The sequence below is a fragment of the Actinomyces urogenitalis genome (assembly GCF_002861525.1).
Classification (GTDB): Bacteria; Actinomycetota; Actinomycetes; order Actinomycetales; family Actinomycetaceae; genus Actinomyces; species Actinomyces urogenitalis.
Genome location: NZ_PKHA01000005.1, coordinates 111211 through 125269, shown reverse-complemented (window position 1 = coordinate 125269; position 14059 = coordinate 111211). Strand labels below are relative to the sequence as shown.

Sequence of the window (14059 nt, the reverse complement as noted above, 5' to 3'; positions counted from 1 at the left end):
GCGATTGAGGGGCGCTTAGCCCTTAAGACCTGTGGCGGCGACACCTTCAACGAACTGACGTTGGAGGAGAAGGTAAACGCCGAGTGGTATGAGGAACGAGATCGTCGCTCCGGCCATCACGAGGCCATAGCGCTTGGCGAAGGCCCCTTGCAGGTTCGATACGGCGAGAGTGACGGTCGTCATCTGCTGATCCGAGATCGAGACCAACGGCCAGAGGAAGTCGTTCCACACGGTGAGGAAGGTGAAGACGGTGAGAGCGACGAGCACCGGACGAATGAGCGGAATGATGATCGACGTGAAGATACGGCGATCACTTGCTCCGTCAATCCGGGCGGCCTCCATGAGGTCGTTGGGGACCCCTTTGATGAACTGGTAGATGAGGAAGACGCCGAATGCGTTGATGACGGGAAGTGACAACGAGATATGCGTGTTCAGCAATCCGAGGTCCCGCATGATGATGAATAGAGGGATCAGCGTGATCTGTCCCGGAACCATCATCGTCGCCAGATAGATCCAGAAGAGTGCTCCGGACCCGGGAAAGGGCTTCTTCGCGAATGCGAATGCGGCCATGGAACACACGATGGCGTTGATCACGCATGACAGGCAGACGATCACAGTGCTGGTCGCAAGAGCGCGACCGAATCCGTACGTGCTGAATAGCACCGAGAAATTGTGGAAGCTCACATCTGACGGGTTGAGGCTCCATGACAACCGGTCGGCGGGCTGAAGCGCGTTGATCACCATGAGAATGAAAGGAAGGAGCGCGGTGACGACGAATGCCAGCAGGATGATCGCCGTGATCGCCTTCCAGACCCTGTTCATCGCGGACATGGTCAGTCCTCCTTCTCAAGGACGCGGCGCTGGATGATCGAGATCGCCAGGACGATGAGGAACAGGATCATGGCCATAGCGGAGGCGTAGCCGAACTGGTAGTTCTTGAATCCGGCCTGGTAGATGACCATCACCAGAGTTGACGTTGCACCGCCTGGACCGCCTCCGGTAAGTGAATAGACCAGGTCGAAGACCTGAAAGGACCAGATCGTTCCCAGGATGACGACCAGCAGCGTGACCGGGCGGAGTCCGGGAATTGTGATGTGGCGGAACTGCTGGGCGGAGCTCGCGCCGTCCAATGAAGCCGCTTCGTACAGCTCTCGAGGGATCTCCATGATTCCGGCGTAATAGATGACCAGGAAGTAGCCGACGTTCTTCCACACCGTCACCAGTGCCACCATGACCAGGGCGAGTTTCGGCTGTCCGAGCCAGGAGATGTTGTCGATCCCGAATACTCCGAGGAGCTGATTGAGGAGGCCGTCCTCTCCGCCGAGGAATACGCGCCATACGGCACCGACGAGCACCATGGAGCTCATCACGGGGATGAAAAGGGTTGATCGGACGAGGCGACCGAATATGCCGGGGAACGTGCGTGCGACGGAGTTCGCGATCCACAGCGAGAGGATTGTCTGCAACGGGACCGCTATAGCGGTGTAGACCGCCGTGACGAGTACGGAGCGCTTGAATGAAGCATCTGAGATCAGGCGGGAGTAATTGTCCAGCCCGCTGAATTGGGGGCTGTCGAGCACTGAGTACTGCGTGAAGGAGAAGTAGGCCGACATCGCGATGGGGATGATCATGATGACCATGAGGATGGCGAAGCTCGGCAGGATGTAGAGCGCTCCGGAGAAGTCGGCGCGGTGTCTCGATTGTGAGCGGGTCGACGCGCGAGGTGATGGCATGGGTGGTCCTCGATCGAGGGTGTGAGTGTGTGGAATGGAGGCGGCGAGCGCGTCCACGCACGACGCGCGGAGCGCTCGCCGCACTCGCTATCAGCTGGCAGCCAGAGCCGCATCTCCGGCCTCGGCGGCGTCCCGCAGGCCATCTTCGGGCGTCTTCTGGCCGAGCATGACCAACTGGAGGTTCTTGTAGAGCTCGTTGTAGGCCGCGGTCGAGTTCTTCACGGCGGGCAACGATTGGAAGATGTCGGTCTGGTTGGTGTAGAGGTCCTGGAACCTCTCATCGCCGGTGTATGTCTCGTCGTGAGCGATCGGCGGGAATGGTGCCCAGGTGTGGAACTCGGCCATCTGGGGGCCTGCCTCGATGAACTTCACCAGCTCCGCGCAGAGTGCGGCATCCTTGGCTCCCTTGAGCATGACCATCGAGTCTGCTGCGACGAAGGTCTTCGCCTGAGTCTTCGTGAGCGCCGGTACGAATCCGACCTCGTTGGCGCCGTCATTGGTCAAGTTCTCGTACCTCGACGTGCTCATCATGCAGAAGGCCGCCTTGCCCTGGCGGAACATGTCCTCAGCCTGCTCCGCCGTCATTCCCGTTGTGGAGTCGGGCATAAGGCCGTCGTTGAGGAGGTCGCGGATGTAGGTGACAGCCTCCACCGCCTCGGGAGTGTTGAAGGCGGTGGCGGTGCCGTCCTCGGAGAAGAGCTCCCCGCCGTTCTGCCAGAGGAACGGGAAGTAGATCTCGTCCATCGCCCCGCGGTGAGGGGCGCCCCATGGCGCGACATATGCGGCCGTGCCGATGGCCTTGACCTTCTCGCATGCCGCGCGGAACTCGTCCCACGTCGTGGGCGGTTCGGTGACGCCGGCTTCGTCCAGAATCGTCTTGTTGTAGAAGAGCACGCGCGCAGCACCGACGACGAGCGGCATGGCGTACTGCTTGCCGGAGAAATTGCCCTTGTCGAGGTAGAGGAAGTTCTCGCGTTCGGAGTCGGTGAGGTACTCGTCGAAGGGAATGAGCTGATCGCGCGCGATGTAGTCACCGATCATCTCCAGATACATGTAGCCGACGTCGGGGCCCTGGCCTGAGGAGATGCCGGTGAGGTATTTCTCCTCGTAGCTGTCCCACGGCACGATCGTGACGTTGACCGTGACGGAGTGCTCCTTCTCGAAGGCGTCCAGGATCTTGTCCCAGCCCTCTTTGTCGGAGACGTCGGTGGCCGAGTTCGGTGGCATCCACATCTCGATCGTCTTGGAGTCCGATGAGCTGGAGTTTCCGCAGGCCGTGAGGCCGGCTGCGGCGAGGCTGGTGAGGACGAGGGTGTTGAAGTCCCTGCGCTTCATGGGTCTCTCCTTTGAGTGCGAAGCGGGCAACGAGTCGAGGGTTTTGCAACGTTTCCAAACACCGTAGGAGTTCGTGATCTCCGTGTCAAGCATCACTAATCGGAGCTCGGTGGTGCGGATCCCGCGCTCTGGAGGTCGATCGTGTGCCTGCGCGCGGGCGGCGCTACTTGTGCAATGCGTAAGGAATAGTGACGATCTGCGAGGCGGGGGCACTCCCGGTGAGGGTATCGACGACGGCGGTCGCGAGAGAATCGACGTCGGGGTGCGTTGCAATGATGTCCGGGTGCTCCGAGAGCTGGATCGCCGGGCTTCGTAACGTGGCAATAATCGGATCGCGATCGATTCCGAGGCTGCGGAGACCGGACTGCAGGCCGCTGGCGAGTGAAGCGTCCACACAGACCACGGCGTCAGGGCGGGGGTTCGGCAGGCGCCGGGCTAGATCGAGTCCGCCTCGATAGTCAGCTGAATGTGCCAGCAGCGCGGCACCTGCGCCAGGTGTTGCTCCATGGTCTTGGAGGATCTGAACGAATAGGTCCAGGAATGGGGCCGTATGTGTGCGTCCTGCTGCGAGTGCGATGTCGTGTGCGCCCTGCGCGGTGAGCTCGTCGACGATGCTCGAGATCTCCCGGTGGAGGTCAGTGGTCACGGCAATGCTCTCATGCCCGCGGTCCTCTGCCGTGATGACGACGAGAGGCGCAATTGTCGCGACCGCGCTCGGAAGGGATGCCGGCTGTGTGCCGATCGTGATCGTCCCGTCCCTGCGGGACGAATGGCTGTGCTCCATCACGCGCTGCACCTGTTCGGGGTCGTCTGCAGCTGTCTCGATGATGGTCGTCTGCCCGCGAAGCCTGCATTGGGTGATCACTGCCTCGGCGATCTCCGCATTGAGTCGGTGAGTCAGTGGAGCGACGAGAAGGTGTGCGGTGCCGGTGGTTCCTCGCCGGAGATTACGTCCTGCCGGATTGGGTTGATAACCCAGTGCCTCGATGGCTTCCTCCACCTTTGCCCGCGTCTGCGGCCGAACGTTCGGATGGTTGTTGATGACGTTGGAGACCGTCGACCAGGACACGCCGGCGAGTGCGGCGACGGTCTTGATCGATGGTCGGTGCTGTCTGGGGCGTGTGGAGGGATTGCCCATTCCGACATCGTGGAGCAATGCGGGCGTGATCGCAACGACTTCGGCATGGTTCAGAGTATGCGGGTCCATGTCGACGGAGTCGGCGGCCTGGAAATCCGGTCGTGTCGTGAGTTCGACACCGAGGCCGCCATGTGCACGTGCTGCGGGTGGCGTCCGCGGCGTCCACCTGACGACCTCGAGCGCAGGGAGATGCGATCTCGAGCGCGCGATCGCGCGGCAGGGCGGCTGCAGACGGCGGCTCTCGCCATCTGCGGCCGGGAATGACCTGACAAACGGCTCGTTTGAATATAGGACCTCGGTCACACTAGAGTGCCTGTGTGGTGGCGCACAGTCGCGCCGCTGAGTCCTATGAGTGATCACGGCTGGCCGTGACTGCATGAGAGCTGAGAGAGGCGACGATGCCCAAGTACGTGTACCGCTTTAGTGAGGGCGACAAGGACCAGAAGGACCTCTTGGGCGGCAAGGGAGCCAACCTCGCCGAGATGACCCGTCTGGGTCTGCCCGTTCCCCCGGGTTTCACCATCACCACTGACGCCTGCCGCGCCTACCTCGCTGACGGCGCCGTCCCTGATGAGCTGGCCGTCCAGGTGACCACCGCTCTGCGTGAGATGGAGGAGGAGCTGGGCCGCCAGCTCGGCGCCCCCGAGGACCCGCTGCTCGTCTCCGTGCGCTCGGGCGCGAAGTTCTCCATGCCCGGCATGATGGAGACCGTCCTCAACATCGGCCTGAACGACGAGTCCGTCCTCGGCCTGGCCGAGGCCTCCTCGGACGCGCGCTTCGCCTGGGACTCCTACCGCCGCCTCATCCAGATGTTCGGTAAGACCGTGCTGGATATCGACGGCGATCACTTCTCCGAGCGCCTGGACGCCAAGAAGGCCGAGCGTGGGGTCACGCTGGACTACGAGCTTGACGTCGAGGCCCTCAAGGAGCTGGTGGCGGAGTACAAGTCCGTGGTGCTGGAGTACGCCGGCATCGAGTTCCCCCAGGACCCGCGCGCTCAGCTGGACATGGCCACCGAGGCGGTCTTCCGCTCCTGGAACACCGAGCGGGCCCACATCTACCGTCGCCGCGAGAAGATCCCGCACGACCTGGGCACCGCCGTCAACGTGTGCACCATGGTCTTCGGCAACATGGGCGAGACTTCCGGCACGGGCGTGTGCTTCACCCGTGACCCCTCCACCGGCCGTTCCGGCGTCTACGGTGACTACCTGGTCAACGCCCAGGGTGAGGACGTCGTGGCCGGTATCCGCAATACCCTGTCCCTGGCGGACCTGAAGACCCTGGACCGCACGAGCTACGACGAGCTGCGCAGCGCCATGCGCCGCCTGGAGACCCACTACCGCGACCTGTGTGACATCGAGTTCACCATCGAGCGCGGCAAGCTGTGGCTCCTGCAGACCCGCGTGGGCAAGCGCACCGCGGCGGCTGCCTTCCGCGTGGCCACCCAGCTGGTCGACGAGAAGCTCATCACCATGGATGAGGCCCTGACCCGCGTCACCGGTGACCAGCTCACCCAGCTCATGTTCCCCCAGTTCGAGCACACCGGGGACAACGAGGTCCTCACCCGCGCCATGCCCGCCTCGCCGGGCGCCGCCGTCGGGCACATTGCCTTCGACAACGCCGAGGCCATCGCCCGCACCGAAGCCGGTGAGTCCGTCATCCTCGTGCGTCGTGAGACCAACCCGGATGACCTTCCTGGCATGGTCGTGGCCGCCGGTGTGCTCACCGCGCGCGGTGGCAAGACCTCCCACGCCGCCGTCGTCGCCCGTGGCATGGGCAAGACCTGTGTGTGCGGTGCGGACCAATTGGAGGTCGACGCCGCTGCCCGTACCGTGCGCGTGGCAGGGCGCGACGACCTGGTGCTGACCTCCGAGGACGTTATCGCCATCGACGGCCAGACCGGTGAGGTCTTCCTCGGCGAAGTCCCCGTCTCCGACTCCCCGGTCATGACCTATCTGCGTCGTGGCCTGGAGGAGGCGCTGGACGCTGCTGGCAACGTTGACACCCGCGAGCTGGTCACCAGCGTGGACCGCCTCATGCGCCACGCGGACAAGGTGCGCCGCCTGCAGGTGCGTGCCAACGCGGACACCCCCGACGACGCCCGTCACGCCATCCACCGCGGTGCCGAGGGCGTGGGCCTGTGCCGCACCGAGCACATGTTCCTCGGTGAGCGCAAGCAGTTCGTCCAGAACCTCATCCTGGCCTCCACCGAGGAGGAACGGAACAACGCCCTGGTCGCCCTCCTGCCGCTGCAGAAGGGCGACTTCATCCAGATGTTCGAGACGATGAACGGCAAGCCGATGACGGTGCGCCTCATCGACCCGCCGCTGCACGAGTTCCTCCCCGACCTCACCGAGCTCAGCGTCAAGGTGGCCCTGGACCGCGAGCGCGGCACCCTGGACCCGGCTGACGAGGAGCTGCTCGCCGTCGTGCGTCGCAGCCATGAGGCCAACCCGATGCTGGGCCTGCGTGGTGTGCGCCTGCTGCTGACCATGCCGGGATTGATCGAGCTGCAGGTGCGGGCGATCGCCGAGGCCGCCGTCGAGCGTCTCAAGGCTGGCGGGGACCCGCACCCGGAGATCATGATCCCGCTGGTGGGCTCGGTGCGTGAGCTCCAGATCGCTCGCGAGCGCGCTGAGGCCGTCCTGCGTGAGGTCTCGGGCGAGTCCGGCTACAAGCTGGACTTCCCGATCGGCTGCATGATCGAGCTGCCGCGTGCCGCGGTGAGCGCGGACACGATCGCCGAGGAGGCGGACTTCTTCTCCTTCGGTACCAATGACCTGACCCAGACCACGTGGGGCTTCTCGCGTGACGATGTTGAGGGAGTCTTCTTCAAGGAGTACCTCGACTACGGCGTCTTCGGGGTCTCTCCCTTCGAGACGGTGGACGAGCGCGGTGTGGGCCGCATGGTGCGCCTGGGCGTGGAGCACGGCCGCGCCACGAAGCCGAACCTGAAGATGGGTGTGTGCGGTGAGCACGGTGGCGACCCGGAGTCCATTGACTTCTTCCACCGGGTGGGCCTGACCTACGTCTCCTGCTCGCCCTTCCGCGTGCCGGTGGCGCGGCTGGAGGCTGGGCGCGCGGCGATCTTCTACCCCTCCTCCCAGGAGGACTGAACGCCGGTCCTGCACTGACCTGCTGACGAGCTCGCCCGGTCCCCGGCGCCCCGCTGCTGCGGGCGGCGGGGACCGGGCGAGCCTGGCTCAGGCAGGGGCGCAGGAGCACCCAGGTGAGCGTGAGAGGATGACGGGCGCCGAGGCGGTGTCCGACGGGCGAGTGTTGCCTCGGGTGGGCCAGCCACGCAGGGGATGAGGAAAGGTGAGGACCGCGATGACGTTCCTTCAGCTCACGCAGGGTCGGCTTGAGGCCACGAGCATCGGCCACCAGGCGGACGAGGAGGCCCACGTCGCGGCCCTGGCGGCCGTGCGCCGCCAGCTCATCGACGTCCTGGGGCTCCCGCTGCTGCCCCTGGAGTGGACGCCGATCGACCACGGGCACGCGCTCACGGCGCTGGACCCCACCGGTCAGGTGGTGACGGTCGAGGTTCTGCGGGAGCTGGGACCGGCCGGACTGTTCGCCGCGCTGGCCCGGCAGCATCAGGCCGGTGGTACCGCACGCGCCGATCTGGCCGCGAGGTACCCCGGTGGAGCGGCCGCCTTCTCCCAGGACTGGAACGAGTTCCGTGAGGCCCTGCCGGTTCACCTCGAGGCGGGGCCGAGCCTGGTCCTGCTGACCTGCGCGGTCTCGCCGGAGGTACACGCCAGCGCCAGCCTGCTGCGTGGATCGGGCGTGGAGATGTCCCTCATCGACGTGCGGGAGCTGGAGGAGGCCTCGGGCACGCGGCTGCTGGTGGGGATTGAGCGCGTGCGCAGCGACGGCGTGACCGGTGGCGGCCCGTTGCTGGTGGCCCGGGCGCCGCGGCGCCGGCTGCCTGCGGCTTCGACACCGACGCCGGCAGGCCAGGTGCTGGCGGAAAGCGGTGAGGACTCGACGCGCATCGTGCCGGTGCAGCCCTTGGCGCACGCGGCGCAGCCGGATGCGGGCCCGGTGGCAGACCCGAGGCGTGCCGCTCTCCTGGCCTCAGCGCCCACGACCCCCTCGGGGCCGACGGCGCCCTCAGCGCCGAGCCCGCAGGAGCCGGGGGAGCACGCAGGCCCAGGCGCCGGCGTCACTCACCGCTCTAGCGCCCCGGTGCTGGGCGCGCAGCCCACGGTGGCTGCCGGTCAGGCCTCCGCCCACGCCCTGGCTGCGGTAGCCTCCGTCGTCACCACGCCGGCGCCGCTGGTGTGGCGCAGTCTGCGTCGCGGCATCAACCACGAGGCCGTCCTGGAGGCCGAGGGGCGGATCCGGCTGGCGGACGGCCGAGTCTTCACTGATCCCAGCCTGGCGGCCAACACGGTGCAGCACACTCAGGACGTCGACGGCTGGCGGGTGTGGCGAGTGGGCCAGGGTGGACCGAGCCTGGGCAGCCTGCTGGCCGCCGGCTCGCCGCAGGACTGAGTCACCGCGGCTGGCTGCCTGCGCGGCGCGGGATCAGGCCTCGGCCAGAAACCCGCGCAGCACCCGGTCCATCTGCTCGGCCTCGATGAGGAATCCGTCGTGGCCGTGCAGGGAGGTGATCGTCTCGCGGTGGGCCCCGGGGATACATCGCGCCAGCTGCTCGGCCTGGGCGGCGAGGAACAGACGGTCGGAGTCGACGTCGACCACGAGCGTGCGCGCGGTGATCCGCCCCAGCGCCTCCTGGGTCCCACCGCGGCCGATGCCGACGTCGTGGACCATCATCGAGTGGGTGACGATGAGGTAGGTGTTGGCGTCAAAGCGTGCCAGCAGCTTGCCTGCGTGGTAGTCGAGGTAGGACTCGATCTGGTAGCGCCCGCCCACCGCCGGGTCCTCCTGCCCCTGGTGAGCGCGTCCGAAGCGCGCGTCGAGCTCGGCGGCGCTGCGGTAGGTGGTGTGGGCGATGGCCCTGGCCAGTCCCAGTCCCTGGACCGGTCCGACGGGGTGGGAGTAGTAGTCGCCGTCGAAGAAGTAGGGATCGGCGACGATCGCCAGCTCCTGCAGGTGACACCAGGCGAGCTGGTCCGCCGTGGTTGAGGCCCCGGTTGCCACCAGCGCGAGGTTGCGGACGCGCTCGGGGTGGCTCGCCGCCCACTCGATGGCGCGGTGCCCTCCGAGGGAGGCTCCCAGCACCAGATGGAAGGACTCGATGTCCAGGGCGTCGGCCAGGCGCGTCTCGGCGGCGACCTGGTCGCGCGTGGTCAGCCACGGGAAGCGCGAGCCCCAGGGGCGTCCGTCCGGCGCGGTGGACGAGGGGCCGGTCGAGCCTTGGCACCCACCCAGGATGTTGGCGGCGACGACGAAGTAGCGCTCGGTGTCGATCGCGCGCCCGGGACCGACGAGCTCGGACCACCATCCTGGGCTCGGGTGACCGGGACCGGCCTCGCCGGTGACGTGGGAGTCTCCGGTCAGGGCGTGCAGGACGAGGACGGCGTTGTCACGCTCGGGGCTCAGCCTGCCCCAGGTCTCGAATGCCAGCACGGTGCCAGGCAGGACCTCGCCGCACTCCAAGGGGAGGTCCCCGATCTCCACGAAGTGCCGGTGGCCGGGGTCGTCGCCAGGGCGCCAGGCGCCGGTGGGGGATCCTGCGCGACGCTCGACCAGCTTGGCGGAGGCGGAGCCTACGCCTGGCCAGGGGGAACGGGCTGCCTGCGAGGGGTGGGTGGGAGGCAGAGTGTGCTCAGTCATCGCTGGTCCTTGGAGCCGTGGCGGTGGCGACGGCGCAGCATGCGAGGCAGGGGCGCCGTCGGTCTCCTCGTCTGGTAGCGGGAGCCGGGTTCTCCGGCGACGCGCGCGAGGGCCGCAGGCTCTGGGAGCCGTGACAGGCAGGGCGGGAGGGGCCCTGGTGGCTGGCTACGGCGGCGCACGCGTCAGCGGGGCATTCGACGGCGCATTCGGCTCGCGGGGATGAGCATGGAAGGACCATAGCGCGCAGGGCCCGCGACGAGGCAACTCGGCCCGGAGAACGGAAATGACATCGATGTCGTGTGATAACTCACAAATCGAGGGTTATGGCGTCATTCTGCGAGCGACGGTCAGTGGTCGTGCAGGAGGGGCGCGTGGGGCGCCTGTGAATCATGTTGTTTATGTGTCAAAAAGTGCGTGGAGTGACTAGTGTGTTCGAAGACCTCGGTGCGCTCGTCAAGCAGGCGCGCCGCATGACGACGGAGGACTTGTGAGTCGTATCCCTAGCTCCCGGCTGCGCTCCCGCCAGAGCGCAGGCCTGCGCGGTCACCTCATGCGTGCCTCGGCCACGACGGCGGGCCTGGCGGTGGCAGCCTCCCTGCTTGTTCCCGGCGCCCTGGCTGATCCTGTCTCCCAGGATGACATCAACCGCTCCAAGTCCGCCGAGGCCTCGACCTCGGCCTCGATCGCCGACCTGGAGACCCAGCTGTCCCAGCTCAGCGCCGACTCCGACGTCGCCGCGGTCAACGCCCAGGCTGCGAACGAGGACTATCTCGAGGCCAAGGCTGACCTGGACACCGCTACCGCCGAGGCGGACGAGGCTCAGAAGAGCGCCGATGACGCAGCGGCCAAGACAGCCTCGGCTCGCAGCGAGCTGGGTGCCGCAGTCGTCCAGACCTACCAGGAGGGTGGGGACGCGCTCAGTGCCCTCCAGCCCTATCTCACGAGCGAGTCCCTGGCCGACCTCGCTGACGCCGACGTCGCGCTGACGCGTGCCGGTGAGAAGGCGGACGCCCAGGTCCAGTCCGTTGAGGCCCTCCAGGCCGTGGCCGAGACGATGCAGGGCATCGCCGACCAGAAGCAGAGTGAGAAGCAGGCTGCTGCGGACACGGCCGCCAGCGCCAAGGCCTCGGCTGACTCCGCGGCCAGCGCCGCCGCCAGCGCGGTCTCCTCCGCCCAGACCAAGCGTCAGGGCCTGATCACCCAGCTTGCCGCCCAGCGCAACACGACGGTGGAGCTGGAGACCCAGTACCAGGAGCAGCTCGACGCCCAGCGCAAGGCTGCTGAGGAGGCCGCTGCCAAGGCGGCCGCGGAGAAGGCTGCCCAGGAGGCTGCCGCTCAGCAGGCCGCAGCCCAGGCGGCGGCTCAGGCCCAGGCTCAGGCGGCGGCCCAGGCTCAGGCGGCGGCCCAGGCTGCCGCTCAACAGGCTGCTGCTCAGGCGGCGGCGCAGCAGCAGGCCGCTGCCCAGCCCCAGGCTCCTGCGCCCAGCGCGCCGGCGGCCTCCTCTGGGCGCGGCGCCTCGGCGGTGGCCGCGGCCAAGACCTTCCTCGGCGTGCCTTACGTGTGGGGCGGCGAGTCCTACAACGGAGTCGACTGCTCCGGACTGGTCATGCTCTCCTATCGCCAGGTGGGTGTGAGCCTCTACCACTCCTCGCGCGTGCAGTACGGCCAGGGCACCAAGGTCCCGCTGTCCCAGATGCAGCCCGGAGACCTCATCTTCTGGTCCAAGAACGGCACGCAGCCGGGGATCTACCACGTGGCGATGTACGTGGGTGACGGTCAGATGATCGAGGCCCCGAACTTCAACATGGTGGTGCGTATCACCTCGGTGCGCTACTCCAAGATCATGCCCTACGCCGTGCGTCCCTGAGGCTGACCGCCTCGCCTGACGCCAAGCCTCACGTCAAGGGGGCGGGCTCGCGATAGCGAGCCCGCCCCCTTGACGTCCTGATGTCCGGTGCCGGGATCAGTGCCCCTCGCGGGCGACGCGCTCGGCCTCACGCTCGTAGGAGCGGCGGATCTCCGCCTCGGCCTCCTCGCGGCCCACCCAGTGGGCGCCCTCAACGCTCTTGCCCGGCTCCAGGTCCTTGTAGACCTCGAAGAAGTGCTGGATCTCCAGGCGGTGGAACTCGCTGACGTCCTCGATATCCGTACGCCAGGAGGCGCGCTGGTCCGCGCTGGGCACGCACAGGACCTTGTCATCCCCGCCCTTCTCGTCGCGCATACGGAACATCCCCAGGGCGCGGCAGCGGATGAGGCAGCCGGGGAAGGTGGGCTCCTCCAGGAGCACCAGTGCGTCCAGGGGGTCGCCGTCCTCACCCAGGGTGTTGTCGATGAAACCGTAGTCGTCGGGGTAACGGGTGGAGGTGAAGAGCATGCGGTCCAGCTTGATGCGGCCGGTTTCGTGGTCTACCTCGTACTTGTTGCGGTTTCCCTTGGGGATCTCGATCGTGACGTCGAACTCCACGAGTGCCTCCCAGCTGTTGTCCGGTGCTTGCCGATGAGGAGCGGCGAGCGGGCCGCTCCGGGACGGGCGGCTTCAATGGCACTAGTGTGGCTCACGACGCCGCCTGAGGCTGGGATCCTGTCACATGACCTGGCCGCGGTGGCAAACCCAGACCTGTCTCATGACGCGGAGGACCAGTGCGTAAGGCCATGATCGGAGCCCTGACAGCAGCGACGCTTCTCGTTGCCGGGGGCTACTACGGGCTGGCTGACGCCCTCGACGTCCTGCCCGGCCCGCTGACGGTCGCTCCGGCCACCAACGAGCTCCAGCCCTTCCCGAGCACGACCACGGCCACGCCGTCGGTCCAGGCAGTAGCCGGGCTGTCCGCCTCCGCCCCGGTGCCACAGGCTGAGGTCCTGGCCGGCTACGCCCAGACCCTGGCCACTGACGAGCTGGTCGGCACCGCGAGCACCGCAGTGGCGATCATCGACGTCGCCACCGGTCAGACCCTCGTGGATCACAACGCCTCCACGGCGCTGACCCCGGCCTCCTCCAACAAGCTGCTCACGGCCTGGGCGAGCCTGTCCACGCTCGGCGCGGACCACCGCATGACCACCTCGGCCACCTTCCAGGACGGCACCCTGACGCTCGTGGGCGGCGGGGACGTGCTCCTGGCTGCCGACGCCGGTGACCCGGACGCCGTCGTCGGTCACGCGGGCCTGGGGGACCTGGCTCGCGACGTCGCCGCCAAGCTGGCCGACCAGGCAGTGACCAGCGTCAAGCTCGCGCTGGATGACACCCTCTTCACCGGGGCCACCTTCTCCCCGGACTGGGAGGCCGGCAACGAGGCCTGGGTCGCCCCGATCCAGCCGCTCATGATTGACGTCACCTCCTACGGCGGCACAACCGCCTACCCCCAGGACCCGGCCATGGAAGCCGCCCAGGCCTTCGCCACGGCGCTGACGGCAGCCGGCATCAGTATCGAGGGGGACATCACCCGCTCCCACGTCGCTGAGGGCACCAGCGTCATCGCCTCGGTGGACTCCGCCCCCTTGTCGGAGATCCTGGCTGTCTCGCTCAAGGCCTCGGACAACACGATGACGGAGGTCGAGGGGCGGGTCCTGGCCGCGGCCACCGGCCACGAGGCGAGCTTTGCCGGTGCGGCGCAGGCCGTGCTGGAGCGGCTCAAGGCCGACGGCTTCGACGTCTCCGACGTCACGATGCTCGACTGCTCCGGCCTGGCCCGGGCAGACAGGGTGCCAGCCCGTCTGCTTGCCCAGATCCTGGCCCGGGCCGCGGGGGATGACGGCGGGACCGTCGGCCGCTCGCTCATCACCGCCCTGCCGGTGGCCGGGCTGGACGGCACGCTGCACGACCGCTTCACGGAGGGGGCGGCCACCGGCACGGTACGCGCCAAGACCGGCTCCCTGGACCAGACCGCGTCCCTGAGCGGAACGGTGGTCACTCGCGAGGGCCGGCTGCTGGCCTTCTCCGTCATCGTCGACGGTTTCGAGGCCGGCGGCCTGTACTCGGCCCGGGTGGCCCTGGACCAGGACCTGGTCACGCCGATGGCTGACTGCGGCTGCCGGGGCTGATCATCGCGCTCGCGCCCGCGGCCGCGTCGTGCCAGACTCGTCCTGCGGTTTTATTTATGTATCGTCTCCA

General features: G+C 67.3%; 10 protein-coding genes. 4 read left to right on the top strand and 6 right to left on the bottom strand.

From position 1 onward, the window contains the following. Positions 1–15: 15 nt before the first annotated feature. From CYJ26_RS06315 to CYJ26_RS06300, 4 genes are all read right to left on the bottom strand, one after another. Positions 16–831: a carbohydrate ABC transporter permease gene (locus CYJ26_RS06315; RefSeq protein WP_024036812.1), complete on the bottom strand. Its 816-nt coding sequence runs from the start codon at positions 829–831 to the stop codon at positions 16–18. Between the two features lie 2 nt (positions 832–833). After that, positions 834–1733, bottom strand: a complete 900-nt coding sequence (locus CYJ26_RS06310; protein ID WP_034236442.1) for a carbohydrate ABC transporter permease — start codon at positions 1731–1733, stop codon at positions 834–836. 90 nt (positions 1734–1823) lie between these two features. Continuing rightward, positions 1824–3068, bottom strand: a complete 1245-nt coding sequence (locus tag CYJ26_RS06305; protein ID WP_024034400.1) for an ABC transporter substrate-binding protein — start codon at positions 3066–3068, stop codon at positions 1824–1826. Between the two features lie 163 nt (positions 3069–3231). Next, complete coding sequence (locus tag CYJ26_RS06300) at positions 3232–4275, bottom strand: LacI family DNA-binding transcriptional regulator (protein ID WP_024034399.1); 1044 nt, start codon at positions 4273–4275, stop codon at positions 3232–3234. Between the two features lie 329 nt (positions 4276–4604). Here CYJ26_RS06300 and ppdK point away from each other — a divergent pair, with 329 nt between their 5' ends. Together ppdK and CYJ26_RS11040 are read left to right on the top strand one after the other, a co-directional pair. After that, on the top strand, positions 4605–7322 hold the full coding sequence (gene ppdK / locus CYJ26_RS06295; protein ID WP_034236444.1) for a pyruvate, phosphate dikinase: 2718 nt from the start codon (positions 4605–4607) through the stop codon (positions 7320–7322). A gap of 214 nt (positions 7323–7536) precedes the next feature. Further along, a complete protein-coding gene (locus CYJ26_RS11040; RefSeq protein ID WP_101638145.1) occupies positions 7537–8706 on the top strand; it encodes a restriction system modified-DNA reader domain-containing protein in 1170 nt (389 codons plus the stop codon). Between the two features lie 33 nt (positions 8707–8739). Here the strand turns inward: CYJ26_RS11040 and metX are convergent, their stop codons facing one another. Beyond that, the gene (metX, locus tag CYJ26_RS06285) at positions 8740–9951 is read right to left on the bottom strand and encodes a homoserine O-acetyltransferase MetX (RefSeq protein ID WP_024035479.1); all 1212 of its coding nucleotides are present in this window, start codon (positions 9949–9951) and stop codon (positions 8740–8742) included. A 550-nt stretch (positions 9952–10501) separates the two neighbouring features. Here metX and CYJ26_RS06280 point away from each other — a divergent pair. After that, positions 10502–11818: a C40 family peptidase gene (locus CYJ26_RS06280; RefSeq protein ID WP_101638159.1), complete on the top strand. Its 1317-nt coding sequence runs from the start codon at positions 10502–10504 to the stop codon at positions 11816–11818. 96 nt (positions 11819–11914) lie between these two features. On the opposite strand, the gene CYJ26_RS06275 is transcribed toward CYJ26_RS06280, so the two are convergent. Further along, positions 11915–12415: an inorganic diphosphatase gene (locus CYJ26_RS06275; protein WP_006548262.1), complete on the bottom strand. Its 501-nt coding sequence runs from the start codon at positions 12413–12415 to the stop codon at positions 11915–11917. 176 nt (positions 12416–12591) lie between these two features. On the opposite strand from CYJ26_RS06275, the gene dacB reads away from it, so the two are divergent. Then, the gene (gene dacB, locus CYJ26_RS06270; RefSeq protein WP_101638144.1) at positions 12592–13989 is read left to right on the top strand and encodes a D-alanyl-D-alanine carboxypeptidase/D-alanyl-D-alanine endopeptidase; all 1398 of its coding nucleotides are present in this window, start codon (positions 12592–12594) and stop codon (positions 13987–13989) included. Positions 13990–14059 lie beyond the last annotated feature (70 nt).